Origin of the sequence: Nodosilinea sp. LEGE 07088 (genome assembly GCF_015207395.1) — a bacterium.
Lineage (GTDB): Bacteria > Cyanobacteriota > Cyanobacteriia > Phormidesmidales > Phormidesmidaceae > Nodosilinea.
Window position 1 is genome coordinate 1 of sequence record NZ_JADEWX010000043.1, and the last position, 24,762, is coordinate 24,762.

General features: G+C 56.2%; 22 protein-coding genes and 1 tRNA gene. 8 read left to right on the forward strand and 15 right to left on the reverse strand.

The genetic code is table 11. From position 1 onward, the window contains the following. On the forward strand, positions 1 to 989 hold a 989-nt coding region (locus tag IQ254_RS12200; protein ID WP_193966436.1), incomplete at its 5' end, for a CapA family protein. A 209-nt stretch (positions 990 to 1,198) separates the two neighbouring features. On the opposite strand, the gene IQ254_RS12205 is transcribed toward IQ254_RS12200, so the two are convergent. Further along, entirely contained in the window at positions 1,199 to 2,053 is an 855-nt protein-coding gene (locus IQ254_RS12205; protein WP_193966437.1) for a prephenate/arogenate dehydrogenase, read from the reverse strand. Between the two features lie 218 nt (positions 2,054 to 2,271). Beyond that, complete coding sequence (locus IQ254_RS12210; RefSeq protein ID WP_193966438.1) at positions 2,272 to 3,600, reverse strand: glutamate-5-semialdehyde dehydrogenase; 1,329 nt, start codon at positions 3,598 to 3,600, stop codon at positions 2,272 to 2,274. A 172-nt stretch (positions 3,601 to 3,772) separates the two neighbouring features. Between IQ254_RS12210 and IQ254_RS12215 the strand changes: the two genes are divergently transcribed. Continuing rightward, complete coding sequence (locus IQ254_RS12215; protein WP_193966439.1) at positions 3,773 to 4,462, forward strand: cofactor assembly of complex C subunit B; 690 nt, start codon at positions 3,773 to 3,775, stop codon at positions 4,460 to 4,462. On the opposite strand, the gene IQ254_RS12220 is transcribed toward IQ254_RS12215, so the two are convergent. Beyond that, on the reverse strand, positions 4,443 to 5,567 hold the full coding sequence (locus IQ254_RS12220; protein ID WP_193966440.1) for a class I SAM-dependent RNA methyltransferase: 1,125 nt from the start codon (positions 5,565 to 5,567) through the stop codon (positions 4,443 to 4,445). The genes IQ254_RS12215 and IQ254_RS12220 overlap by 20 nt on opposite strands. Positions 5,568 to 5,851: 284 nt before the next feature. On the opposite strand from IQ254_RS12220, the gene infC reads away from it, so the two are divergent. Next, positions 5,852 to 6,322 carry a translation initiation factor IF-3 gene (gene infC, locus IQ254_RS12225; protein ID WP_228040595.1) on the forward strand — a complete coding sequence of 157 codons (471 nt, stop codon included), beginning with the start codon at positions 5,852 to 5,854 and terminating at the stop codon, positions 6,320 to 6,322. Between the two features lie 64 nt (positions 6,323 to 6,386). Here the strand turns inward: infC and IQ254_RS12230 are convergent, their stop codons facing one another. The 4 genes from IQ254_RS12230 to IQ254_RS12245 all read right to left on the reverse strand — a co-directional run bounded on the left by IQ254_RS12230 (position 6,387) and on the right by IQ254_RS12245 (position 13,565). Then, positions 6,387 to 6,764 carry a response regulator gene (locus IQ254_RS12230; RefSeq protein WP_193966441.1) on the reverse strand — a complete coding sequence of 126 codons (378 nt, stop codon included), beginning with the start codon at positions 6,762 to 6,764 and terminating at the stop codon, positions 6,387 to 6,389. Next, positions 6,761 to 9,541 (reverse strand): ATP-binding protein, encoded by a 2,781-nt coding sequence (locus tag IQ254_RS12235; RefSeq protein WP_193966442.1) that lies wholly within the window; start codon positions 9,539 to 9,541, stop codon positions 6,761 to 6,763. The genes IQ254_RS12230 and IQ254_RS12235 overlap by 4 nt, the downstream gene beginning before the upstream one ends. A 49-nt stretch (positions 9,542 to 9,590) precedes the next feature. Then, positions 9,591 to 12,107 (reverse strand): response regulator, encoded by a 2,517-nt coding sequence (locus tag IQ254_RS12240; RefSeq protein WP_193966443.1) that lies wholly within the window; start codon positions 12,105 to 12,107, stop codon positions 9,591 to 9,593. Positions 12,108 to 12,392: 285 nt separating this feature from the next. Then, complete coding sequence (locus IQ254_RS12245; RefSeq protein ID WP_193966444.1) at positions 12,393 to 13,565, reverse strand: site-specific integrase; 1,173 nt, start codon at positions 13,563 to 13,565, stop codon at positions 12,393 to 12,395. 75 nt (positions 13,566 to 13,640) lie between these two features. Here IQ254_RS12245 and hemH point away from each other — a divergent pair, with 75 nt between their 5' ends. Next, a complete protein-coding gene (hemH, locus tag IQ254_RS12250) occupies positions 13,641 to 14,804 on the forward strand; it encodes a ferrochelatase (protein WP_193966445.1) in 1,164 nt (387 codons plus the stop codon). Here hemH and IQ254_RS12255 read toward each other — a convergent pair. The 4 genes from IQ254_RS12255 to IQ254_RS12270 all read right to left on the reverse strand — a co-directional run bounded on the left by IQ254_RS12255 (position 14,801) and on the right by IQ254_RS12270 (position 18,023). Continuing rightward, the gene (locus tag IQ254_RS12255; RefSeq protein ID WP_193966446.1) at positions 14,801 to 15,358 is read right to left on the reverse strand and encodes a DUF4126 domain-containing protein; all 558 of its coding nucleotides are present in this window, start codon (positions 15,356 to 15,358) and stop codon (positions 14,801 to 14,803) included. The two genes, hemH and IQ254_RS12255, sit on opposite strands and share 4 nt — an antisense overlap. A gap of 64 nt (positions 15,359 to 15,422) precedes the next feature. Then, positions 15,423 to 16,517 carry a heat-inducible transcriptional repressor HrcA gene (hrcA, locus tag IQ254_RS12260; RefSeq protein ID WP_193966447.1) on the reverse strand — a complete coding sequence of 365 codons (1,095 nt, stop codon included), beginning with the start codon at positions 16,515 to 16,517 and terminating at the stop codon, positions 15,423 to 15,425. Between the two features lie 72 nt (positions 16,518 to 16,589). Beyond that, a complete protein-coding gene (locus tag IQ254_RS12265; protein WP_193966448.1) occupies positions 16,590 to 17,081 on the reverse strand; it encodes a 2Fe-2S iron-sulfur cluster-binding protein in 492 nt (163 codons plus the stop codon). A gap of 96 nt (positions 17,082 to 17,177) precedes the next feature. Further along, entirely contained in the window at positions 17,178 to 18,023 is an 846-nt protein-coding gene (locus IQ254_RS12270; protein WP_193966449.1) for a hypothetical protein, read from the reverse strand. Between the two features lie 163 nt (positions 18,024 to 18,186). On the opposite strand from IQ254_RS12270, the gene IQ254_RS12275 reads away from it, so the two are divergent. Next, complete coding sequence (locus IQ254_RS12275; RefSeq protein WP_193966450.1) at positions 18,187 to 19,209, forward strand: LysR family transcriptional regulator; 1,023 nt, start codon at positions 18,187 to 18,189, stop codon at positions 19,207 to 19,209. A 75-nt stretch (positions 19,210 to 19,284) separates the two neighbouring features. Here IQ254_RS12275 and IQ254_RS12280 read toward each other — a convergent pair whose 3' ends face one another. From IQ254_RS12280 to IQ254_RS12290, 3 genes are all read right to left on the reverse strand, one after another. After that, entirely contained in the window at positions 19,285 to 20,007 is a 723-nt protein-coding gene (locus IQ254_RS12280; RefSeq protein WP_193966451.1) for a Crp/Fnr family transcriptional regulator, read from the reverse strand. Between the two features lie 616 nt (positions 20,008 to 20,623). Continuing rightward, positions 20,624 to 21,526 carry an alpha/beta fold hydrolase gene (locus tag IQ254_RS12285; protein ID WP_193966452.1) on the reverse strand — a complete coding sequence of 301 codons (903 nt, stop codon included), beginning with the start codon at positions 21,524 to 21,526 and terminating at the stop codon, positions 20,624 to 20,626. Positions 21,527 to 21,540: 14 nt separating this feature from the next. After that, positions 21,541 to 22,257 carry a hypothetical protein gene (locus IQ254_RS12290; RefSeq protein WP_193966453.1) on the reverse strand — a complete coding sequence of 239 codons (717 nt, stop codon included), beginning with the start codon at positions 22,255 to 22,257 and terminating at the stop codon, positions 21,541 to 21,543. A 383-nt stretch (positions 22,258 to 22,640) separates the two neighbouring features. Here IQ254_RS12290 and IQ254_RS12295 point away from each other — a divergent pair, with 383 nt between their 5' ends. Beyond that, on the forward strand, positions 22,641 to 23,162 hold the full coding sequence (locus IQ254_RS12295) for a GNAT family N-acetyltransferase (RefSeq protein ID WP_193966454.1): 522 nt from the start codon (positions 22,641 to 22,643) through the stop codon (positions 23,160 to 23,162). A 95-nt stretch (positions 23,163 to 23,257) separates the two neighbouring features. Here IQ254_RS12295 and IQ254_RS12300 read toward each other — a convergent pair whose 3' ends face one another. Continuing rightward, complete coding sequence (locus IQ254_RS12300) at positions 23,258 to 23,659, reverse strand: DUF4332 domain-containing protein (RefSeq protein WP_228040593.1); 402 nt, start codon at positions 23,657 to 23,659, stop codon at positions 23,258 to 23,260. 102 nt (positions 23,660 to 23,761) lie between these two features. Here IQ254_RS12300 and IQ254_RS12305 point away from each other — a divergent pair. Beyond that, positions 23,762 to 23,835: transfer RNA gene (locus IQ254_RS12305), tRNA-Pro, on the forward strand. Between the two features lie 154 nt (positions 23,836 to 23,989). Continuing rightward, entirely contained in the window at positions 23,990 to 24,730 is a 741-nt protein-coding gene (locus IQ254_RS12310; protein WP_193966455.1) for a Tic22 family protein, read from the forward strand. The last annotated feature ends 32 nt before the right edge of the window (positions 24,731 to 24,762 follow it).

The following is a 24,762-nucleotide window of genomic DNA, read 5'->3' on the forward strand; positions in this document are numbered from 1 at the left end:
CCACAAATCCACCCCCAGCCCCCGAAACCGCCTTAACCATCAAAGCCGTAGGCGACATCATCCCCGGCAGCGACTACCAGCGCTACCGCCTACCCGAGGCTTGGCAATACCTGTTTGGCAGCATTCAGGACCACCTGGCCGAAGAGGCCGATATTACCTTTGGCAACTTCGAGAGCACCCTCACCGAGGTACCCAGCAGCGCCAAAGACACCAGCCGGGGCAATACCTTCGCCTTTCGCACCCCGCCCTGGTATGCCAGCGTACTCAAAGAAGCCGGGTTCGATGTGCTCAACGTAGCCAACAATCACTCGATGGATTTCTTTGCCCAGGGGTTTAACGACACCATCGCCAATATCGAAGCGGCCGGGATGAAAGCCGTGGGCCGCAAGGGCGAAATTCTCTACGTCGAAGCCCAGGGCAAAACCGTGGCCTTCATTGGCTTTAGCACCTACAACGAGCACAACAATGTGAATGACCTCGACGGTGCGATCGCCCTGGTCAAAGAGGCCAGCGCCAACGCCGATATCGTGGTGGTCTCGTTCCATGCAGGCAAAGAAGGCACGGGTGCCACCGTCACCCGCAACCAGACCGAATACTTTTTCTCTGAAAATCGCGGCAACGTGGTGCATTTTTCGCGCACGGTGGTCGATCACGGCGCCGACCTGGTGCTGGGCCACGGCCCCCACGTGCCCCGCGCCCTGGAACTCTACAACAACAAGCTGATCGCCTATTCCCTCGGCAATTTCCTCGGCTACCGCAGCCTGTCTACCGTTGGCCCCCTGGGCACATCGCTGATTCTCAAGACCGACCTCGATCGCGAGGGCAATTTCGTCAGCGGGCGCATCATCCCTGTTGCCCTCGACAAAAACGGCGTACCCTACCTTGATGACTATTTCCAGGGGGTCGTTCTCGTGCGCCAGTACACCCTGCGCGATTTTCCGGATACGCCGCTGGAGATTGATGACCTCGGGTATATTTCGCGACGGTAGAGGCTACACCCCCGTCTATAAGCCCTCTAATACCAAATCCTGCCTGAATACCCCCGGTTCGTAGGGGCATAGCATGCTATGCCCCTACGAGGTTCCTGATTATGAATCGGAGTTTCCCAAATCGGATTTGGTATAACTGCTTTGATTAGCCGCAATGCACCACTGGGGGATCGGGGAGCCAATCAGGATTTGGTATCAATAGCTATAGGTTAGCCCTGGGTAGTTTTGAGATAGGCAGGTCGGGCCGTTTGAGACTGGCGGAGGGTGTTGTGCACAGCGTCCCAATCTTCTGTCGCGATCGCATTCCTGACCTGCTCCAGCTGCTGCTGATACTGAGCGATCGCATCCAACACCGCCGCCCGGTTGTGGCGGGCCATTAGCATCCCCAACTCCGGCACGCCGCCGCCGACCCGGCTGGTATCTTGAAAACCTGAGCTGGCCAGGGTTTGGGCTAACGCCAAAATGGCCGGGTCAGCTTCCCCCTGGCAGGCCAAAATCAAGCTGCTGCTGACCATCACCGGCAGGTGCGAGATCCAGGCGACGGCGCGATCGTGCTGGTCGGGGTGGCACTGGCAGAGATTGGCGCCTAGAGAGGCGGCGATCGCCCGCACCCGCTCCAGCGCCGCTGGCTTGGTGGCCTCGGTGGGGGTGAGCACGTAGGGGCGACCCTGAAACAACCCCGCCTCCGCCACTGCCAGCCCCGCCTCGGCTTTGCCCGCCATCGGGTGGCCACCGACAAAGTTGGGCCACAGCGCCGCGATCGCAGGCACAATTTTTCCCTTCACCGAGGCTACATCCGTCAGCACCGCTTCAGCATCCAAATGGGGTGCGATCGCTGCCGCCGTGGCCACGGTTACATCGATAGGGGTGCAGATAAACACCACATCGGCCCCAGCCACCGCCGCCAGGTCAGTACTGGCCTCGGTCACCGCCCCCATCGCCAGAGCGGCCTCAACGGTGGCGGCTCGGCGGGCAATGCCCCTAACCGCATAGCCCTGTCGGGTCAAGTCCAGCCCCAGGGACCCCCCAATTAGACCGAGACCAATAATGGCAATGCGTTCCATAGCAGGCCCCTAGTCCTCTGCACCAAACGTTATCCAACCTGTTTTATACCAAATCCTGCCTGCATACCCCCGGTTCCTAGGGGCATAGCATGCTATGCCCCTACGAGGTTCATGATTATGAATCGGGGTTTCCCAAATCGGATTTCGTATTACTCCCTAGCTCGCCTGCTCCTCCGCTCACTGGCTTGGGGAGGTGACAGACTTTATCACGCTGCGCGCTAGGGCATCAGCGGCAAATCTTTGTGGGTAAAGGGTTTGGCCTCACTGCCGCTATAGGTGGTCGAAACCTGGCCCTCCCCCACCAGCCGATACTTATAGGTGACCAGTCCCTCTAGGCCCACCGGGCCACGGGGCGGCATTTTTTGGGTGCTAATGCCCACCTCGGCCCCAAAGCCGTAGCGGAAGCCGTCGGCAAAGCGGGTCGAGCAGTTGTGAAAGACGCCAGCCGCATCGACCCGATCCATAAAGTGGGCGGCGGTGGCAGGGTTGCGGGTGACAATCGCCTCGGTATGGCGCGAGCCATAGGTGTTGATGTGGGCGATCGCATCCTCTACCGACGCCACCACCTTCACCGCCAAAACCAGGTCGCTATACTCCGTAGTCCAGTCGTCTTCAGTAGTCGGTATCAGGTACGACACCACCTGCCGCGCGGCCTCATCGCCGCGAATTTCGACCTGGGCTTCGCGCAGGGCCGCCGCCAAATCGGGCAGCAGGTCAGCCGCAATCTCCTGGTGAATCAGCAGCGTTTCAATGGCGTTGCAGGCTGACGGGTAGGCGGTTTTGGCATCAAGGGCGATCGCGATCGCCTGCTCCCGGTCCGCCTCGCTATCTATATATAAATGACAAATGCCATCGGCATGACCCAACACCGGAATCCGCGTATTCTCCTGCACAAAGCGCACAAAGGCATTTGAGCCGCGCGGAATGATCAGATCCACATAGCCCTCTAGATCTAGCAGGGCGCGGGTTTCTTCGCGGGTGGTCAACAGCTGCACCGCCGCCGGGTCTACCTCAGCATTCTCTAACCCCTGTTTAATCGCGTGAACCAGAGCCGTGCACGATCGCACCGCCTCTTTGCCACCCTTGAGAATAACGCCATTGCCTGACTTGATCGCCAGGGCCGAAATCTGCATCACCGCATCGGGGCGCGACTCAAAGATTACCCCCAGCACTCCCAGGGGCACAGTCAGGCGCTTCAGCACCAGGCCGTCATCCAGCTCGCGGTGCAGCTGCAGGGTGCCCACGGGGTCGGGCAGGCGAGCCACGTCGCGCACTCCGGCGATCGCCCCTGCCAGTTTCACCTCATCCAGCTTCAGCCTGCCGTAGAGGGGCTTGGCCAGATTGTCGGCCACGGCAGCTTTGCAGTCCTCCCGGTTGGCTGCCACAATCGCACCAGCGTTGGCCTCTAAGGCCGCGGCTACCGCCTCAATCGCACGGTTTTTCTCAGTGGCAGAAAGGCTGGCCAGGGTTTGGGCTACCTGGCGGGTGGCTTGGGCGATCGCCAGCAGCGGCTGACTCGTATCCTGGGCTAAGAGAGAAGCAGTCATGGCAATACCAGGCAATCTGTCGATACTACAGTTTACCGCCTGAGCCCCGCCCCGTTTATCAACCAAGCGCTCTGAGCTGCTGCGCTGATCCGTCCGATCTAGAGCGTTGGCACCGCCTGCGCCTTTAGAATTAGATCGGCGAGTCCTCAAAGCAGAGAGAATTCTTTAGCCCATGGCGCAAACTGACCCCAATCGGGTGCTACGGCTGTTGCCTCTGGTCACGGGGGGGCTAGGCGGCACATTGCTGCTGCTCAACCGGGTACTGACCCCAGCCTTGACCGAATCCCAGGCGCGATCGGATGTGATGGGGGTAATTTTAAGCGCCCTGCTGATTTTGACCGGCCTGCTCTGGCAACAGGTGCAGCCCATTGCCCCCGAAACCGTTACCTTAGTCGGTGAAGAAGGCCTCGAGCTAGACGAGTCTCTGCCTGATGCTGTCAAAACCGAGCTGGCCTGGGCCTCCCACCTGCTGTTGACCAATACCGTCACCCGCTCTGTGGTCGCCTACTGTCAGGGGCAAACCCTGCTGCGACGGGGTATTTTAGCTGCCAAGGCCGAGGTTACCCCCGGCCCCATTCTGAAACGGGTGTTGGAGACCGGCAAAGCGGTATATCTGGTAAAACTCAGCATTTATCCGGGCCGGGTGGAATTCGACTACCTGCCCGAAAACACCCAGGGGGTCATCTGTCAGCCCATGGGCCAGGGTGGCGTGCTGATTTTGGCCGCCAATGCCCCCCGCAGCTACACTCGCCAAGACGAAGCCTGGGTCGCGGGTATTGCCGACAAGATTGGTCACACGATAGACACCGCCCTGGCGACCTCAGATACCCTCGATGAAACCCTCAGTACAGCTCGTACTTGAGCCACTGGCAGGGCAGGGTGCCGTTGTACACCGCCACCCGCTGGGCCGACTTGAGGCCAATATACCGCGCCAGCTCCTTGTTGCCGCTGAGCACGAAGGCCGTCCAGCCCTTGAAGCGCTGCTTCAGCACATCGCCCAGCAGTTTGTAGAATGCGCCCAGGTCAGTATCGGCTCCTAGTCGTTCACCGTAGGGAGGGTTACACAGTAAGTAACCACTGTCGGCAGGGGCTTCTAAATCCGCCAGGTCTTCGGCCCAGAGGTTGAGTTGGTCGGCCAGGTCACAGCGCTGGGCGTTGATGCGGGCCTGGTGAATGCTATCGGGGTCGCGATCGCACCCGCCGACCCATACCCCCAGCTCCGGCTTGCGGCTCTCCTCGGCCTGCTGGTAGAGGTCATCCCACAGGTCACCGTCAAAATCGGGCCAAGTATGGAGCCCATAGTCCTCTCTAAACAGGCCTGGGGCCATGTTTAAAGCCATCAGGCTGGCCTCAATGGGCAGCGTGCCCGAGCCGCAGAGGGGGTCGAGTAGGGGCACCTCGCCCGTCCAGCCGGTCAGCGTCACCAGGGCCGCCGCCAGGGATTCTTTTAGCGGCGCGGCCCCCACCGCAGGCCGATAGCCGCGTCGGTGCAGGCTGCTGCCCGAGCTGTCGAGGCTAATGGTGCAGGTGTCTTGTTTAATGTGTACATTCAGCCGCACCTCAGGGTGCTGAATGTCGATGGTCGATCGCTCACCCCAGTGCTGGCGCTGCTGGTCAACCACAGCATTCTTGACCTGGAGCGCGGTGAAATGGGTGTGGTTGAGGTGGCGATTTTTGCCCGTGGCATCGACGGCAAAGGTCAGGTCAGGGGGCAGGTAGAGTCGCCAGTCGATGGTCTGCACGCCTCGGTAGAGATCGTCGGCATCGCGGCAGGGGCACTCGGCCAGCTTTACCAACACCCGAAAAACCAGCCGCGACCACAGGTTGACTCGGTACAGCAGGGCGCGATCGCCCGCAAAGGCCACGCCACAGAAGTCGGGCACCACATGGTGGGCACCGAGCTGCTCTAGCTCTTGGGCCGCCAGGGCCTCAAGGCCGCGGGCGACGGTGGCAAAATACTCGGCCATAGGGCTTCCTTCCGGGGGCTTGCGTCTACAAAATCCCTATGTCAGCAGTCTGGAGGATAGACCGAACAACCCCAAATTTTTCCATCGATTTACCATTTTGTTAAGACCGAATATTTCGACACATACACCCCTTGGAAGCTAAGTTATTCTATTGATATCCTTAGGGATATGCACCTCCAGCTTAGGACACGGTGCAACGCCTTGCTCTCCAAATACAGGGGTTTCCCGTGGAATGCAGGCTCCTTGCTGAGTTATGAGAGGATCGACTTATTTCTAAGACGCAACTGGTAAACCGGCAAATTCGTTCACCTCAGGTGTTTTTAATCGACCATGAGAACCAAAATCGGGGTCTTATTGATACCCGTGAGGCGCTCACCCTGGCCGAAGATGCGGGGCTTGACCTGGTGGTGGTTTCTAACGGCAAAGACGCCCCTGTAGCCAAAATTTTGGACTACGGCAAGCTTCAGTACCAGCAGAGTAAGCGGCAGAAGCAAAGCTCCAAGCCGTCTTTGAAAGAAGTCAAGCTGCGTCCCAACGTGGGTGAGTCTGACTATCAGCTGCGCATTCGCAGATCCCTTCAGTGGCTGTCGAAGGGCGATTCGGTTAAGTTTCTAGTCCGCCTGCGCGGGCGTGAGCACCAGCATCGCGATCGCGCCGGAGAGCTGCTAGAACGCATTGTGAAAGATATTGGGGATGCGGGTAAGGTGCAGGCCCTCGACAAAAAGGCTCTAGTGCTGATGATTACCCCGGCCTAGGGGGCAAGTCATCCCCTAACTCGGCCTTGTTGCGGCCCTATCCAGCCGTTACCCAGTGACACCGTTAGGTGGCCCAGTCTAAAATTTGGGCCACCTTTTGCCATAGGGTAATCGGGTCAAAGGGCTTAGCAATCAGCCCAGCTACCCCCAGGGTACTGACGCGATCGCGATCTGTGGCTCGCACCTTAGCTGTCAACAAAATCACTGGAATGCTCTGGGTGCCTTGATGGGCCTGTAGGTGCTCATACACCGCCCTACCATCCATATCGGGCATCGAGACATCGAGCAAAATGCAGTCCCAGGGCTCAGCCGCCGCTTTTTGTAGACCTTCGCAGCCTGACTCGGCACCATCGGTATGCCAACCACCAAACTCCTCCAGGCACAAGCACACCACATCTCGAATATCTTGCTCATCGTCAATGACTAAAATGCGCTTGCTCATGTTGGTTTGAGGGGAAGTGTGACGTAAAAGGTGCTACCGACACCGAGCTGACTTTCAGCCCAAATTTCTCCGCCGTGCTGTTCCACAATGCCCTTGCAGATAGCTAAGCCCAGGCCGGCCCCCCCCTTTTGGCGTGAGTCCGACACATCTACCTGATGAAACCGCTCAAAGATCAGCTCCAACCGATCGGCTGGAATACCTCGCCCCTGGTCTTTAACCGCAATGCGCAAAACCGCAGTCGGTACCTCTACAATGCCCGCCGTCAGCCAAATATGACTCCCAGGGTCAGAAAATTTAATCGCGTTCCCCAGCAGATTGGTCAGGGTCTGCACAATGGCATCGGGATCCGCCACCACCATCGCCGTCACAGGAGCCACCTGGAGGCTCACACCAGCCGTCTGCGCGATCGCCTCTACCCCGCTCACGGCCTGGGCAATCAGGTCTGCTGCTTGACAGGGCTCAACCCGCAGGTCAGCCTGGCTCGAGGCCAGACGCTCTAAATCGAGAATATCGTTGACCAAGCGAATCATGCGCTCGGTATTGTCGAGGGCGATATGCAACATCTGCTGAGCCTTTTGGGGCCGGTCTTGTAACACACCCAAGGCCAAAAGACCCAACCCCCCCCGAATGGACGTCAGAGGCGTCCGCAGCTCATGGCTGACGATCGAGATAAACTCGTCCTTAATGCGGTCGACCTGGTAGCGATCGCTGATGTCACGCACGACCACCAGTACCTCATCCTGAGTCACCGGAATAATCCGTGCCTCCTCGTAAAACGTTTGGCCCTCGTAAACCAGCTCATACTCCTGCTGCTGAATGGTGCCCGTAGCCAGTGCCTGCTCCACGCAGCGACGGCGCTCCTCGGCTATAGCGTCCGGCAGATTGTCGTACATCGTGGCGTTAAAGGGGTGAGCCCGATCGCCAATCCAGTGAATGGCCTCCAGGTTATAAATTTCCCGCGGCAGTCCGTCTTTTCCCAGCCGCATCAGCAGGTCAGGAATGGCGTTGATCAACGCCTGCTGCGTGGCTTCATTAGCGGCCAGAGAGGCCGTTTGCTGGGCCACCTGGTGCTCCAGCTCCTGCTGGTAGTTGGCCCGCAATCGCTCGGTTTGGCGGCGCTCAGTAATATCTTGAAAGGTGTTGATCGAGTACAGCACCTGGCCCTGGCTGTTGTACACAGGAATGGTACTGACTGCTAGAGGAATGCGGCGATCGCCCAGATCGATCTCAATATCGTCAATGTCAACCGTCTCACCCCGCAGCCCGCGCACCACCGGCAGTTCATCGGTGGGGTAGAGCTGGTCGCTACCGGCCCGGTAGAGGCGGTACGTTGCAGCCAACTGCTCGGCATCGGCGACGGCAATACCGTTGACCAAGAGTTCTTGGCCCTTGGTATTGAGAAACAGTATCTGCCCAGTCTGATCATGCACGCTGAGGGGCACCGGCACCCCGTTGAGAAGGGTTACCAACGTACTTTCGCGATCCTTAAGACGTTGAAACGACGCCACTAGCTGCCCTACCATATGGTTAAAGCCCTGACGCAGCGTCTCGACCTCGCGCAGGTAGCTGGGCTGGGTCGGGGGCACTACCGCCATGCCGTCAGTAAAGGCCTGAGTGGCCTGCTGTAGCGACAAAATCGGCTGGGTAATGGCTCTCGCCGTCCACAGCCCCAGGCCGATCGACCCCATCAGCGCCAGCAGGCACAGCAGCGCCGTCCGCGATACATTGGCGTAGATATCCTCCATAAACTCTGAGGTGGGAATGATGGTGACCAATAGCCAGTTCAACTCGCCGGTCAGGGGCGTCGCTTGAACAAAATAGCGCTGCCCTTCAAAGCGCAGCTCTAAAAATATAGGCACCTGTAAATGGCTAAAGTCTGAATGGCCATCTAAGAGCATCTGGGCCGTGGCTCGAGTCAAGCCACTGGTGCTCTCGGCCACTCCCAAACGCCGCGACTGAACCGCTACATTCTGAGCATGGCTAACGGCAGCACTGACCTCAAAAGGCACTTCTTCGGTGGAAGTAGCCACCAGATCACCGTTGGGCTCGATTAGAAAGATTTGCCCGTACTGACCAGGCACCAGCGCTTGCAGAAATTTCCCCAGTTCCGTCAACAAAATACCGGTACTAACGACACCACCCAACTCGTCCTCGGGCGTCATAAATGGCTCAAATCGAACCATCACCAGCTGCGGCTGGTTTCTGCCTCGCTCTAGGGTCACCACCAGCCGCCATAGACCCTCAGGAGCGGTCTCAGCAGCGCGGTACCAGGGAGCCTGGGGGGGATCGCGGTGAGGATCGTAAGCATAGCCAACTGGATCCAGGAGAGTGGGCTGTAAGCTATTGGCACCCACCCACCAGCGATAGAGCCGACCGTCGGCGTTGTCAATATTGCGGCGGCGCACCGCAAACGATCGCTCGTTCTGGCGGGTAACGTTGAGAAACGCACCAGCCTCGTTGGCAATCACCAACCCCGACAGCTCAGGAAACAGCTCTAGCTGCTGCATAAAGTGCCCCTGTAGACTGCCCAAGTCAGTGCCATCCAGCCGACCACTCTGCAGCAGCGCCCGATTGGTCTGGGTCACAAACTCGGTCACCTGTAGGTAGGCATCTAGGCTTTTGCGGGTGCGCTGGCTACTCTCCGTCATCAGCTGGCTGGCGATATCTTGCACCGCCCGCTGCCCGCTGCGATACGACAGATAGGCCACAACCCCGGTAATGCCGATGATCTGAAGCAAAAACGGGACAATCAGCAGGTTGCGCAGCGAAAATTTCATGATGGTCACCTCCAGCGAGGTACATTGCCCAGGGAAAACCCGGCTTAGCTCAGCACATGGGGTAGAGGCAGAATGTATTACCGCCTCGAGCCTTGGCATCTTGAAGCGCCTGCTCGGCGGTCTTAAACAGGTGGCTACTGGGTAGAGCGACGGTGGGTGTGGTGCCGCCAATGCCTAGGCTCAGGGTAACGCAGTCGCTAACGGCAGAGCTGGGGTGGGAAATTTTCAGATCGGTCACGGCCTGCTGCATGCGCGAGGCCACCCGCAACGCCCCTTCTAGATCGGTGTTGGGCAGCACAATGCCAAACTCGTCCTTGCCACAGCGAGCCACGAGATCAATATTGGGGTTAATGGTGCGGTATAGCGTCCGGGCAATGCGGCGGAGGGTAGCATCTCCGGCCTGCTGACCATAGACCTTGTAGTAGTTGTGCAAACTGTCGGGCATGCACAAAATCAGCGAGATCGGGGCCTGGTCTTGGCAGTGGCGCTCCCACTGCTGTTGCAAAAAGGCGTCAAAGTGCAGGCTGTTAGCCACCTGAGTCAGGGGGTCAGTGGTATCTTGCCGAGTCCAGTGCAGGGCCTGACGATGGCGCATTTGTTCAATTTGTTGACGTAGCCGCGATCGCTCGATCCGGCTCAGCACCCGCGTCACTAGCTCTGGCCCGACAATCGGCTTACCGATCAGGTCGTCGCCGCCCATTTCAAATACCTGGCGCACCGTGACATCGTCGGGATGGGCGGTCAACATCAGAATCGGCAGGTTGCCAAATTGGGAGTCCTGGCGCACCACCTGGCACAGATCAACGCCGCTAAAGGTCGGCATTTCTAAGGCCAAAAGCAGCAGATCCGGCTCAGTTTGACGCAGCATGTCCCAAAACTGACTGGGGGTACCGAGTTCACTCACCTGCAGGCCCCAGGGGGTAAGCAGTTCGGTGATCACCCCCCGAGTGACTGGGTCAGTGTCAACCACCATCACCCGCGACTCAGGCGCTTGAGCAGTCGTCAGCAGCTGATCGAGGCTGTCTAAGAGTTGCTCGGCAGTAACCGGCGCTATCAGGTAGCGATCGCCCCTCAGCCGCGCCACCTGTACCCGTTCTTCGAGACTGTCGTGATGGGTAAGCACTAGCACCGGCAACCGGGGGTACCGATGCTTAATTTCCCGCAGGGGAGCCAGTTTTTCTACCAGAGGCAGCTGCTGATCGAGGGTGACCACGACGGCATCGCTCTCCGCTTGAGTCAGCCTTTGCAGCAGGTCGCTTAGATCTGTAGCCTGAGCCAAGCCCCAGCGGCAATGCGTGGCCCCGGGGTGCAGCTGAGGCCACAGATCGGGCATGGGGGCCAGCGCGATCCCACGATAGCGCGGGGGGTCTTCAGCCTGACTCTGGCCATCTCGATGGCCAGGGGCATCTGCCGCCAGGGGGCACGGCGGTAACGCCAGCGTTTGCTTCAAGATCAGTAAATGACGCGACAGCTGATCGACCCTTGATTTTGTCAGGGGCTGAGCACCGCTCAGCAGCAGCTCAATCTGACGCGCTGGGGCTGACCCATCGTCGTAGCCAAAGGTGCCCAAACCCCCAGCGAGGCGATGGGCCTCATCTTGGGCAATCGCCTGCTGTTGAGCTGGCAAATTGCCGACCTGGAGCGATCGCACCGCCGCCTCTATCACCGCTAGCCGCTGCTGAATCGATGTCTGAAATCGAGCGGCGATCGTTTCTAAAGCGGGCGGCAACGGGGGCGTCGCGTCCCCAGCCGGGGCCGCCATCTCCAGGGTTGCCACCCCCGATGAACCAGGATGAGCTCCATTAGTCTGATATCCTCCCTGCCCTACCCCAGCGACCTGCTTGACCGGCTTTTGTTCAGGCCGCTCTCTAGGTTGAGTCAAGCCAGGCGGCAGATCTCGCAGACGATAGCCTAGCCCATACACCGTCTGAATCACATTTTCCAAGACACCACTGCGCTTAAGGCGGCTACGCAGATCTTTGACTAAATTTGTGACGGCTCCCTCAGTGGGCGAGTCATCAATAGTCCACAGGTGATCGAGAATGGTGCTGCGGCTAAACACCCGCTGGGGATGGCGCAAAAACAGCTCCAGCAAGCTATATTCTTTGGGGGTTAAAGACACCACCTGGTTGCCATAGGTGACCTGAGCCAGGGTAGGGTCTAGACAGAGTTTCCCCCACGCCAGCGCCGGAATCATATTGGCCCTTGCCCCTCGCCTGAGCAGGGCACGAACACGCGCCAGCACCTGGGAAACCTCAAAGGGTTTGGTGACATAGTCGTCAGCTCCGGCATCGAGCCCTGTAATGACATCTTTGTCATCGGCCTGGGCCGTGAGCATTAAAATAGGCGCTGACACTCCTTGGGATCGCAACTGGCGACACAGGCTAAGGCCGTCTAGCCGAGGAATCTTAAGATCCAACAGGATCAGGTCATAATTCCACAACATTGCCAATTCTCGCGCCGTCACGCCGTCAAACGCCTGCTCCACGGTATAGCGAGCTGCGCTTAGATGAAAGGCCAGCAATTCTCGAGTCGATCGATCGTCCTCAACCAGCAGAATTTTCATCGATTAAGCAGACTCCAAGCGTAGAAGCCTTAGCTGTTAAGCCCGGCTGGCAGCCAAATCCAGAACAGTACCCTAAAAACCTTGTTCAACTGGCCCGCCCAGCCTCACCTAGAATTGACTGAGGGGTTAACCCGACATCCCTGACGATGGCCAAAACACGCCAGCCCTTTGGCAGAGCCAACTAGCCGTGATGTCTAGCCTCAGCAGCTTAACAAACTATTACAACACTAACTAAACTCAATTCTTTTCTTTTTTAACCTATCGCCAGGCACAAGGCTACTCGGCCTAGACAGGTGTCCGCCAGGTGCCCTTTTGCAGCGCTGCCCTGACAGCGGCCTGTTGATCGCGGTGGGTAATCCAGCGGTGATAGGTGCGGTTGTGAATGGCCACCGAGTGCCCCATCATGCGGGCTGCCACGATATCGGGCAGCCCAAAGTGAATTGTGCGCACGGCCCAGGCATGGCGCAGGTCATAGGGCGAAAAAGGCACGCCATAGCGCTTAAATTGAATCGCCACTTGCTGACCAATGCGCTGGAGAGTCGTGGTGGTCAGATCGGTATTGATGGGCGGCAAACAACCCTGACGCAGGCCAAAGCGATCGCACCACTCAGGATAAAAGGGCCACACGTCGTGGAGACCAGTCTTGGTCGTTTCCAGCACCGTTATTCGCCCCTCAAGATCGCCCTGGCGTAACCCCTGGTAGTCGCAAAAGAAGACTTCATGGTTGCGCAGCCCATAGGTGGCCATGATCCCGTATACATGCCGCCAGGCAGGGTTGGGAATGCGATCGCACCACTCGACGATCACCTCATCGGCAGGCAGCAGACGCCGCTGGGCTTTGCTGTTGCCGTAGGTGCCTGCTAACTGATCAAAGCCCTCGGGCAGGCTCATGCCATGGAAATCGGCAAACGCTTTAAGGGCTGTGCAGGCCACCTGGCGACTGCGCGCATGGAGCGGCAGCGTCTCTAGGGTCACCACCATCGCAGCGGCCAGGGGCTGTTGGGGGTGCTGTTCTGCCTGCCTCAAAAGTTTCTTCAGGTAGGGAGCATAGGCTTTGTCCCAGGTGGTTTTGCGTGAAGCTAGGGCGGCGATATCGGAGCCAGCATGGGCCATCATATGGGCCTCAAACTGAGCCACCCGATCGGCCAACGGCATGGTGTCGGCTGCCTCGGCCTGCGGAGCTAAGTAGCTGGCCCAATCAAATCGACGCTCAATCAGCTGAGCCGCAATCACCTTAGCCTGCTGCTCAATTTGTTTGAGTCCGGCGGGGGTGGCCGGCAGCCCCAGGGGAATCCGCTGCTGGTGGGGTCGAGGTTTAACACTGCCAGGGCGCGGCGGCAGGGTGCCGCGCAGACTGAGGCGATCGCCCCGACGTTCGACCTGGAGACCGAGCCGAGCCGCCTTGAGCCGAGCATTTAATGTTGCGATCGCGCTATCTAGGAAAGCAGAGGTAGCCATCAACGTCGGAAACCGTTCACCCAGCTTGTAGAATAGTTGAGATACTAATACATACTTTAGAGCCACTACAGCGCCATGGGTCGTGTCGGAGTCTTATTGCTAAATCTGGGAGGGCCAGAACAGCTTGACGATGTTCGTCCCTTTTTGTTTAATCTATTCGCCGATCCAGAAATTATCCGGCTGCCTTTCCCCTGGCTACAACGCCCCTTGGCCTGGCTGATCTCCAGCTCGCGGGCCAAACAATCCCAAGCCAACTATCAGCAAATTGGCGGCGGCTCGCCCCTGCGCCACATCACCGAACAGCAAGCCGACGCCCTCCAGCAGGTCTTAGCCGAAAAAGGTACCGAAGCCAGTATCTATATCGGCATGCGCTATTGGTATCCCTTCACCGAAGAGGCCGTTGCCCAAATTAAACGCGACGGCATTGAACGGTTGGTGGTGCTGCCCTTGTATCCCCAGTTTTCTATCAGTACCAGCGGTTCCAGCTTTCGTCTGCTGGAGCGCATCTGGCTAGAAGATCCCGCCCTGCAGCGGATTGTCTACACCGCCGTGCCCTCCTGGTACGATCGCCCCGGCTACACCGATGCCATGGCCGATCTAATCGCCCAGGAACTCGACAAGCTCGAATCCCCTGACCAAGCCCATATTTTCTTCAGCGCCCACGGCGTACCGGTGAGCTACGTCGAAGAAGCAGGCGACCCCTACCAGCGCGAGATCGAGCACTGCACCGAGCTAATTATGCGATCGCTGAATCGCCCTAACCCCCATACCCTGGCTTACCAAAGTCGCGTCGGCCCGGTAGAGTGGCTTCAGCCCTACACCGAAGACGCGATCGAACAGCTCGCTCAGCAAGGCGTCAAAGACCTGGTGGTCGTTCCCATCAGTTTTGTCTCCGAGCACATCGAGACCCTGCAAGAAATCGACATGGAGTATCGAGAAATCGCCCATGAAGCTGGGATTCCAGGATTTCATCGGGTACCGGCCCTCAATACCCACCCCCGTTTTATTGCCGACATGGCCGACATGGTCACCGAAGCCCTGACGGCTCCCCGTCAACTTTTCTCAGACGTGGTGCATCCCGATAAAAAGGTCAAGATCTATCCCCAGGAGCGCTCGGCCTGGGGGCTGACCCCAGTGGCCGAGGTGTGGAATGGCCGCCTAGCGATGTTGGGCTTCTTAGCCCTGCTCCTAGAGCTGGTGAGTGGCCATGGCCCCCTACATTTCGTTGGCATCCTCTAAGCGATCGGGTGGCGAGGCCAGTTGCGCCACAGATAGGAGGTGCGAGTCACCAGCCACAACAGCAGCAGCGCAATGATACCGCCCTGATTGGGCGCATCAAACGCTAAGACTGCCAGCACAATGCAAAGCCCATCCACGACAAAAAAGCTCCACAGGGGCGGGCGACGGGGGCGATAAAACAGCCCCACCTGGAGTAGTTGAATGACCAAAGCCAGCAGCGCGCTGATCAGGCCTACCAAAAGGTTGTACCAACCGTCTAGCCCCAGCGTTCTGGCTAGGCTGATGCCCGCCAAAGCCCCGACTCCAGGGCTGAGCACCAGCTCTAGAATTTGAAAAAATCGCTGATTACGGCGATCTTTAGACAGCATTAGCTCTGCTATGGACCAGGCAGCGAGTATCCCCAGCACGAGGGCGGGCGGGAGCTGCGATAACAATGGCACATTAGCCCACAATCGTGGGCCCGACATCAGCCCAATCAGCAGCAGGGGCAGGGCCAGCCGTAGTCCTGTCGCCGCCGCGATCGACAAAATGGCCAGTAGTTCGGTAATAATCACAAATAACCACAGCCCCCTCTTGCTACACCAGGCTGCCTGCGTCAAACACTTTTTAGGAGTATCCCTAGGCGCTGAGAGCAGCAGACAAGTAGTCGGCCGCCGCCTTAACCACCGCTACAGCATTTTCGTAGACCATGCGGGTCGGCCCCAGTACCCCGACACTGCCCACTGAGGTATCGTGGCGAGTGTAGTTAGACACCACAAAAGCACAGCCCTGCATCGGTTCTAAGGGGTTCTCAGCCCCAATCCAGACCTTAACATCTACGCCTTTCAGCACCTGAGTCGCCACGGGCGGGGTGGCAAAAAATAGCGGCCACAGCTGCGACTGATCTTCTTCCAACAAACGCACAATCGATTGAATTCGCTGGGCATCAGAAAACTCAGGCTGGCGTAACACCTCCGCCAAACCACTCACCACCAGCTGGGGCGTCGCTGGGGCCTGCGATCGCAGCGCCAAATCGACCAGCGCCTGACAGAGCAACTCACCATAATGCTCAAACTCTGTTCCCAAGTCACCCCAGTTTAAGGCCGTGACATCCGCCAGAGGGCGACCGCGCAGATGATGGGTCAAAAAGTTGGACAATATCTCCAACTTGCGACGCTCTGGCTCATTCGCAGGCTCTTGCCCAGTCGAAGCCAGCACGGGCAGCTGTACCACCACGGACTGAGTTGCCAGCGAGTCGAGTAGCACCACCATCAACACCTGCCCCCCCTCCACCACCACCAGTTGGATATGGCGAATCAGGACAGCGCCCATCTGAGGCACCGTAACCAGGGTTAGATAGCCGCTAATTTGAGCCAGAATCTGAGTGGCCTCTTTGAGCAAAGACTCCAGGCTACGGCCCATCCAATTGAGCTCCTCAGACAACGCCGCATCGACTCGCCGCCCCAACCGGGCAGAGGGCGACATCAACCGATCCACGTAGAGGCGATAGCCAAAATCTGAGGGCACCCGCCCCGATGACGTGTGGGGCTGATACAACAGCCCATGCTTTTCCAGCAGGCCCATGGTGTTACGCACCGTGGCCGGACTAACCTTCAGGTTATATTCCTGAGCTAGAGCTCGTGATCCTACCGGCTCCGCTGTGGCAATGTAGTGACGAATGGTGGCCTGCAGCACTTGCTCATGGCGAGCACTCAGGGAAAGAGCAGAGTCCATAGGGGTTAGATAAAACACAACTACGGCTTTGCCTTACCATAGCAGATGTTTTCTTGGGTGCCATGCCAGTGCCTACTGCGACGAGTCAGTACTCTGGCTAAAAAATTCACCCACCTTAAAGCTAGCCGTCTTTTCCAATTGCACCATCACCGAGCGGGTAATCAGCTTGCCATGCTCCACGAGCACTTCACCCGTAATGGGGTGTAGCAGGTCTTGATCGGCGCGGCGGCCAATCAGCGCCTCAATATCTTGCAGCGAGTTCACATACATACCGGGCGGTAGCTCTACCACCACCCCATTCCCGACTACCCTGGCCTGGCAAGCCAGACGAGAATTGGGTTTACAGGAGGTAATCACCTCCAGGGTGCGTTGCTCACGACGATTAATCGGGGTCAGCGCTGCCGTCCCTGACTGCACATAGATGTGGCAAGTGGCGCACATTCCCCGCCCGCCACACTCCCTCAGCACGTCTAAGTCTTTATTCAACAGTACCGACAGCAAATTGCCGTTAGTTTCAACCGAGGTTTCTTGGGCAATGGGCTCTAAACGAACGGTTTTAGCCATGGTGGTGCAACAGAAATGAAGTAATTACAGATCAACAGAACGATAATACCGACAGCCATACAGGGATACTGTTTGCTGCCACAAGCAATCGCCGCCCTAGGCCGACGACTGAGTCTCCAACAATAGCTTTGACTCCTCAGGCGTCAAGGTCTGGCTACCAGCCAACATTTGAAAGTTGCGAATGGTTCTACCACCGCGCCCTAAAAACGCCGATACCCAGTCTTTAATCCACTGATGCTGCTCCGCCGTGAGCAGAGTTTGATTGTCTACCTCGACAGTAAAATGACCGTCTTTTTGAAGTTCAAACTGCTCTAGCCATGGGTGAGCGGGTCGAGACTGTTTCCACGTATTGACAACGATGGTTTTACCCAGGTATTGGGTAGCCCCATCGCTCAGATGATTAAGGGCATTCACCACCGACTGGTAGTCTGGCGTTAGGGTACCCTGATCGAGCCCTGAAGAACCTCCAACAGCATCGCCTACCTCTGGCTCATGGCTCACAGCACCGCTGTCCAAGGTAGCGCACTCCGCCAGCCACCGAAAGGTAGACATCGCATTGTGGGGCGATTCTATCAGGGTGGCCTTGAGCTGGCCAATCGCCGCCCGGTATTCGGTGAGCGGCATTTGGTCGGTGAGCAGCACCAGCAAAATTAAATCCTGGCCCAGTTTATAAATGTGAATCAGCTGGTTGGCAAAGCTAAAGATTAAGGTTTCACAGTCAGTAGGGGTAGTCTCGACTACCTGCTGAATCCCCTGGCCCAGGGCGTCTTGCTGCTGGGCATTGAGGCTAATGCCTGGCCCCATAAAGCAAGGTCGATTGCGCCCCTCAATTAGCGCCATCCCAGAGATGCCGGGTAAATCTATGACATTCTGAATCACCTGCCGTTGCATAAATCCTTTGGGGTAGCGTTCTAAATTTTGTCGTGGCGTGCCCTGAACCAAGTAATCTAAGAATGGCAGACTTTAGTTCGATGCGAATTGGGGACTGTGCATCTAACCAAAGTTGTTGTGACGCCGCTTACTAAAGCGACGTTAGAGAGTTGGCCTGTATTGCTACCATGGTTTGTTGGCATCCCAGGATTATCGTACGTTAGGGTTAATGCCCATGTCTGACCTTCCCTTTACCCTTGATCAGCTGCGCATTCTCAAGGCTATTGCAGCGGAGGGCAGCTTTAAGCGCGCAGCAGACAGTTTGTATGTCTCTCAGCCAGCCGTTAGCTTACAGGTTCAAAACCTGGAACGCCAGCTAGATGTACCGCTATTTGACCGAGGCGGGCGGCGAGCCCAGCTCACCGAAGCTGGACATTTGCTCTTGAGCTATGGCGATCGCATCTTGAGCCTGTGCCAAGAGACCTGCCGCGCCATTGAAGATCTACAGAATTTACAGGGAGGCACCTTGATTATTGGCGCTAGCCAAACCACAGGCACCTATCTTCTGCCCCGCATGATCGGTCTATTTCGGCAAAAATACGCCGATGTAGCGGTACAGCTCCATGTCCACTCGACCCGCCGCACATCCTGGAGCGTAGCCAATGGACAAGTCGATCTGGCCATCATTGGTGGTGAAGTGCCTCCCGAACTACAAGACTCTTTAGAAAGGGTGCCCTATGCGGAGGATGAACTTGCACTGATCATGCCCATGCATCATCCATTGGCAAGTCATGCTGTGATCCAGCGAGAAGATCTGTACAAACTACACTTCATCGCTCTAGATTCGCAATCTACCATTCGCAAGGTGATTGACCAGGTGCTAACCCGCTGCGGCATTGAAACCCGCCGTCTCAAAATTGAAATGGAGCTCAACTCCATTGAAGCCATTAAGACCGCAGTCCAGTCAGGCTTGGGGGTAGCCTTTGTCTCTAACTCAGCGATCGAAAAAGAGCTACAAATGGGAGTCTTACACCGCGCCAAAATCGACTCCGTAGTTGTCAACCGCACCTTGTCCGTCATTTTCAACCCCAATCGTTACCGTTCTAAAGCGGCGGCGGCTTTCACCACCGAGATTTTGCCCCAGTTCACCAACCTTCCCCTTAACTTCAAAGCGGTCAGTACAGACAAACATGGCGCTGACAAAAACGGTATTAAACCCGTTCCCCCAGCTCCAGAGACTCTCAACCTGAGCCCCTAGACTGCCTCCAGCTCTCGCCCTAGGGCTCCATAAACGCGCCAGCGCATTCAACTCGAAACCGCCAGAGTTTACCGCCTAAGCACCCTGAATAAACGATGACGAGCTGCCGGGGATAGCAATTAGGCCATCTTTGTAGATATGAATCAGCTGGCGCTGGCGCAGTTTACCCATGAGCCGAGTCACCGTGACCCGGGTGGAGCCAATGGCGCTACCAATTTGAGCATGGGTAAGAGGCCAGGGCAAATAATAGCCTGACTCACAGGGTTCACCAAACTCCTCAATCAAGAGCGTCAAAAACCCTAATAGACGATCAATGGTTCTTCGCTGACCTAGCGTGCTGAGCCATAGCAGCTTGCGCTGATGCTGATAACGAAAGGCATCTAACGCTTCGCGGCGAAAATGGGGCCAGTTGTCTAAATCACTCCAGTAGAGCCAAATTACGGTGGTTTGATCGACGTGGGCAAAGCTCTGGAGCCTAAACGGCGACTGAGCCACAATCTCAAAAGGTTGCCCTGCCCCCACAAAACCTAAAAAGGCTTCTTCACTCAGCCCTACGGCCAGATTAGGCGCAGTATCGTCATCACTGGGCTCATCTAAATCGAGATTGGGATCGCCTCCCTGAGCGCTGCCCACGAGACGTACAGCACCCCGCTCTACAAGATAGAGCAGACCAGACCGAGTCGGAATGCGCTCATCTTTGTTGAAAGTTCTAGCCCGATAGTGGCCGTGGGCCCAATCGGTGATGCGTTGCCAGGTCAAGAATGGTCGGGCGTTATCGGCAGAAGGAAATGATTGCATAGCAACAGCTGGGTTAGGCGGTACAGACCGTGACCATAGGGCAAATGAGCTTAGTTCAACAGTTCGACCAGTCGCTCAGCTCAGAAGCGTTAACAGCTCTGCGCCATTAACCTTTAAACGCGAAATGGAACGTAAAATTTGTGTAAACCATCCAATAGTAATACAGAGATCCCGTATTTTCCCGGAGTCGGCCAGGTAATCTAGGGTCAGACCTGCAAGGATCCGCTGGACTAGCGAGTCGATCTTTACACCTTGAAAGGAGTTCACGATTAAACCATAACTGCCACCATTGGAGCGCAACCATCTAGTGCGAGCGGCAGGAGCCCTTGAGGGAGAGAGTTTGAGCCATTGCCCTGCCATGGGCAACTATTCATAAGAAAAACTGTTCATTCGGATAGCTCTAAGGGGGTGACATTCCTCTGGACTGAGTCTATACTTATAAACGTGTGAGGAGCGAACCAGAAGAGATGCCGAGACGAAACACGGCCAGTCGTCGGCATCTCTTTTGTTTTGTACCCTACTTAATCTTTCAACCAGCAATAGAGCCGCTCTTCTAAGGTCAGGCCTTTTAGCCTGCATTGTGAAGGCCAGCCCCAGACACTTCTGTAGCTAGCGGCTAGACTCTTGACACCGTTTGAGACGACGATACCAAAACGTCCTGCAATAGTTTTGTCACGATGTCTGGCTGTTCGAGCATAGCCAAATGGCCACAGTCTTCAATTTCTATCACAGGCCCAAGCCGTTGACAGGCCTTGGGCAAATAGCTAGCCAGGTGGTGTACGTAACGCCGATCCATCACCTGATCTTGACAGCCAGCCACAAAATATATGGGCTGATGGAGAGAGGCCACTAGGCGAGGCAACAAATGAACTTCGGCCTCGGTGGTAGACTCCAGCAATGACCCTAAGGCCGCTTCTGCGTCGGCATCGAGTAAATCAAGACAGCGATCGCGGCCCCATTGATAAGCCAGAGGTCGATGTACCATCATGCGCGTCAGCAACAATGGCAGCAGCGTGTGGCGTAACCACGACTGTCGCCAGCCCACAATATACTGCCCGGCTCGCCGAAACTGCTGAAATTCTCGCGCTAGATAAATGCCACCCCCCGAGTTTAAACACACAACACCCTGCACGCGATCGGGAAAACAGTGGGCCATCCAAAGGGCCACACTGCCACCGAGGGAATGGCCCACTAGCCACACGGGGCCTAGATTGAGCTGCCCTAGCAATGCGGCTAAATCACGAGCATAGGCACTCAGACCATAAGGCGAGGTCGAGCCTCCCAAAGCAACGGCAGCCTCAGGCAAACCAGGTCTATAACCCTCAAGGCCATAGCGCGACTCCCCAAATCCCCGCAAATCGTAGGCCAAGCATTGATGATGGAAACTCAGCTGTTCAATGATGGGTTGCCAGTACTTATGACTCAGTAGCCAGCCATGAATAAACACAACGACAGGGGATCTCTCCTCTGTCGTGAGCTGATAGTAATGGGGTACACCAAAGATGTTAGTAATGGCCATAGGCCAATCCTACCCTAGCTCATCAGACGATAGCGTATACCTTCGGCAATTTTCTGACCCAGATAATCGGGAATTAAGCTTTCGTTCGGCCCCAGCAAATAGAGAATTAGACGCGTGCGCCCTCGCCAAACCAGTAGGTTAGCGTTAACGACTAGCAGATCTTCTTGCCAGATGGCATACATCACCTTATAAAACAACCCCGGCTGGTTATCGGCCTCAATCAGCAGCGCTGGCAAATGAAAGACCGGATCAATATAAAATTCGGTTTCAACTCGCTCTAGACCAGCATCGAGGTTAAACTCCACAGTCAGCATTTCTTCTACTTCAAAATGCCCAGCCAGCGTTTCTTGAATGGCCCGAGAGACATTTTCAGTAGTTTTAGGGCTGAGGGCGACCCCCCCTCGCGACACCACCAACTTAATAAACACCAGCATGGGTGGATGAATTTGCCCATAGAGGCTGAGATTGTGAATAGTCAGGCCATAGGCCGCCAGCACTCCGAAAATATCGCTGAGCAAAAATGATTGATTGCGATAGACAAAGTGCAAAGCACTCTTGCTACCCTCAGGCTTGATGTTGAGAACAGCTTTGCGCTGCTTATAGAGCTGATAGGCCAGACGTAGATTTTGCAGCTGAATCTCACTGCTGACAAACTGCTCGTAAAACTGTGGAAAAGCTCGGTTGAAGCGCTTTAACAGCTCAACCGTAGAGGGGTTTAAGCCGACGGCCATGGTAAGAAGGATGGAACTCCATGGAGGTAACGTTAGCATTTGCCGCCCCAAGAACACGTGACAATTAAGGCCCGTCCTTATTACTAAGGCTTTTGGAGTCCAGTTGTCGTCCGGGGAACTCCCCATCTATTCGTGGTTCCTCCGGCAATATTGGCCTTCATGACACGAGGCCAGACCTAGCCTAGCCCTTCCTGTCTCCCAATAGGTAGCATAAATTCTAATCTAGCCTGAGGTATGAGGATTTGAAGGCGATATACTGATGGAGAAACGGCATTCAGGCCTAAGTATAGTTCTAGTTAGCCTAAGTCATGAGGCTTCTGGCTACAGGGATATTAGCTTCTGCCGTTAAACGTTGTTCCACCTCGTTATCAGACAGGGCCTGCATGGGTTTTTGGAAGAGTCTTTTCGTCGGATCTGATGGCGCTTCGCCCGGGGAAGCCACGTCGAGCGGTACTGTGATAGAAGCCCTGCCTGAATATGGAGAGGGTGCAACCATTGTATTTAGCACCGACCGCGATCTCGATCTCTACGAGCTTGAAGAATTATGCAACGCTGTAGGCTGGGCTAGGCGCCCGATTCGCAAAGTCAAAAAAGCCATTCAGCACAGCTATCTAGTCATCACCATGTGGGAACAACGGGGTACCCGCCGTCGTCTAGTCGGCTTTTCTCGCGCCACTTCCGATCACGCTTTCAATGCCACTATCTGGGATGTCGTCGTGCACCCTGATTTTCAAGGCCAAGGGTTAGGCAAAGAGCTGATGCGTCATCTGATTAAGAAGTTACGCAGTGAAGATATCAGTAACGTCACCCTATTTGCCGATCCTCAGGTGGTGGAGTTTTACAAAGGGCTCGGTTTTATGCCCGACCCTGAGGGTATCAAAGGCATGTTTTGGTATCCTGATTAGCGATCAAGAATGCGGCGTCAGCAAATAGTTGGTTCTTGACATCAATGCGGTGTAGACAAGCATACTCATCCTAGTTTTTTGAGGTCTCCCTAAAATTATCGGTTCATCTCCCTAGCTTGATTAATCCACAAATTAACCTGACCAGCTGTGGGGCAGAGATCGTTGCGCTGCAGGGTAGCAACATGCAGTCGGCGCAATCGGGTAAACAGATCTTGAGCAGAGCAAGTCGCTAGTTGTGGTAAGGACACAACACCAGCGTGCAGCAATAGGCCATTAAACTGGCAACCTACCCCAGGCACCCGGGCCAAATCGGCCAAAATCACCCACTTAGTCACATAGCGTAGCGGCACTTGCAGAGAACGAGCCAAGGTTTGACGCCGCTCTAGCGAAACACCGTAGCGCCGCAGATGGTCGGTGCTGGTCAGGCCTAATTTAGCCAACCCCTCGGCGTGAGTCTGACTGAGGCCGGGGAGTTGATCAATGGGATAGGCTAGCATCGTCATCACATCAATATCTAGACGGTTACAGTGGATTGAACAAAGCGATGGTTGTGCAGGTTCGGCCGTAAAGCAAGCTATACTGTGGGTGGCTTACAGTTACGGGATGTAGCGCAGCTTGGTAGCGCGCCTGCTTTGGGAGCAGGATGTCGCAGGTTCAAATCCTGTCATCCCGATTTGCATTATAGGTGGTTTGCTTGGGTGGGTCGAAAGACTGGCACAAAGGATATGTATGCAGTGCCAGTAGTTTGTATTATCTATATTCATTGACATCAATGGTACTTGCCTAACCCCAACGGTCGTCATCCTATTCAAGGACGATATATTCCTATGCGACAGATCTTTGCTTCCGTTTTGCGTCCTCTACCTCTCATCACCGCCCTAGTCAGTGGTGGTTTGCTGGGAAGTGGCTTGATGATGCCCCTACCTGCTACTGCCCTAGGTGAAGAAGCTATTGTTGATAAGCTTGAGCAGGTGCCGGTCTTTATAATTCTTAACTCTGATGGCCAGCCCCTGACCGCCGCCGCCGACAACAACGGTCAAGAGGTCAAAGTGCCCGTGGTCTTTATCGACGGAGAAGCCGCCGAAGAGTTTTTGGCCCGCGCTCGCGAAGAAGATCCCAGCGCCGAGGTGGCTCTGGTTGACTTAGGTACGCTCTACCAAGAGACCGTTCTCGGCGAAGAAGAGCAGGTACCGCTACTCTATCTGCCCAACGGTGACGAGCTAGATGCAGCTACCCAGCTTCAGTCTAATTTTCAGGGGGTACCCCTGTTCATAGCTCGCCAGGGTGTCGATGGGCCTTACCTCACGATCACCCAAGAAGAGCAAGCTTCGTTACCCATGTTTTTTTCGCGTAACGATCTACAGACGTTGCTCAATCGCTACCAAGAGACTAACGCTGACGCAGCCGACGAGATTGTGGTTCAGGTGCTCTCTTTAGAATGGCTATTGGACACGATGGCCAATAACGATGACCCAGCCTTGGATGCCCAACTGGAGCAGGTGAGGCTGTTTCCCTCTACTGAGGTACTAGATTATATTCGCGCGCAACAACCCGAGAATGCTGAGTAGCGTTTTTGTGGTGCTGGCTGAATCTAAGGAGC

Excerpts from the sequence above, each read along its gene's own strand:
- IQ254_RS12205 (WP_193966437.1), bottom strand. The coding sequence starts at position 2,053 with ATGGAACGCATTGCCATTATTGGTCTCGGTCTAATTGGGGGGTCCCTG.
- IQ254_RS12210 (WP_193966438.1), bottom strand. The coding sequence starts at position 3,600 with ATGACTGCTTCTCTCTTAGCCCAGGATACGAGTCAGCCGCTGCTGGCG.
- IQ254_RS12215 (WP_193966439.1), top strand. The coding sequence starts at position 3,773 with ATGGCGCAAACTGACCCCAATCGGGTGCTACGGCTGTTGCCTCTGGTC.
- IQ254_RS12220 (WP_193966440.1), bottom strand. The coding sequence starts at position 5,567 with ATGGCCGAGTATTTTGCCACCGTCGCCCGCGGCCTTGAGGCCCTGGCG.
- IQ254_RS12230 (WP_193966441.1), bottom strand. The coding sequence starts at position 6,764 with ATGAGCAAGCGCATTTTAGTCATTGACGATGAGCAAGATATTCGAGAT.
- IQ254_RS12235 (WP_193966442.1), bottom strand. The coding sequence starts at position 9,541 with ATGAAATTTTCGCTGCGCAACCTGCTGATTGTCCCGTTTTTGCTTCAG.
- IQ254_RS12240 (WP_193966443.1), bottom strand. The coding sequence starts at position 12,107 with ATGAAAATTCTGCTGGTTGAGGACGATCGATCGACTCGAGAATTGCTG.
- IQ254_RS12245 (WP_193966444.1), bottom strand. The coding sequence starts at position 13,565 with ATGGCTACCTCTGCTTTCCTAGATAGCGCGATCGCAACATTAAATGCT.
- hemH (WP_193966445.1), top strand. The coding sequence starts at position 13,641 with ATGGGTCGTGTCGGAGTCTTATTGCTAAATCTGGGAGGGCCAGAACAG.
- hrcA (WP_193966447.1), bottom strand. The coding sequence starts at position 16,517 with ATGGACTCTGCTCTTTCCCTGAGTGCTCGCCATGAGCAAGTGCTGCAG.
- IQ254_RS12265 (WP_193966448.1), bottom strand. The coding sequence starts at position 17,081 with ATGGCTAAAACCGTTCGTTTAGAGCCCATTGCCCAAGAAACCTCGGTT.
- IQ254_RS12275 (WP_193966450.1), top strand. The coding sequence starts at position 18,187 with ATGTCTGACCTTCCCTTTACCCTTGATCAGCTGCGCATTCTCAAGGCT.
- IQ254_RS12280 (WP_193966451.1), bottom strand. The coding sequence starts at position 20,007 with ATGCAATCATTTCCTTCTGCCGATAACGCCCGACCATTCTTGACCTGG.
- IQ254_RS12285 (WP_193966452.1), bottom strand. The coding sequence starts at position 21,526 with ATGGCCATTACTAACATCTTTGGTGTACCCCATTACTATCAGCTCACG.
- IQ254_RS12290 (WP_193966453.1), bottom strand. The coding sequence starts at position 22,257 with ATGGCCGTCGGCTTAAACCCCTCTACGGTTGAGCTGTTAAAGCGCTTC.
- IQ254_RS12295 (WP_193966454.1), top strand. The coding sequence starts at position 22,641 with ATGGGTTTTTGGAAGAGTCTTTTCGTCGGATCTGATGGCGCTTCGCCC.
- IQ254_RS12300 (WP_228040593.1), bottom strand. The coding sequence starts at position 23,659 with ATGCTAGCCTATCCCATTGATCAACTCCCCGGCCTCAGTCAGACTCAC.
- IQ254_RS12310 (WP_193966455.1), top strand. The coding sequence starts at position 23,990 with ATGCGACAGATCTTTGCTTCCGTTTTGCGTCCTCTACCTCTCATCACC.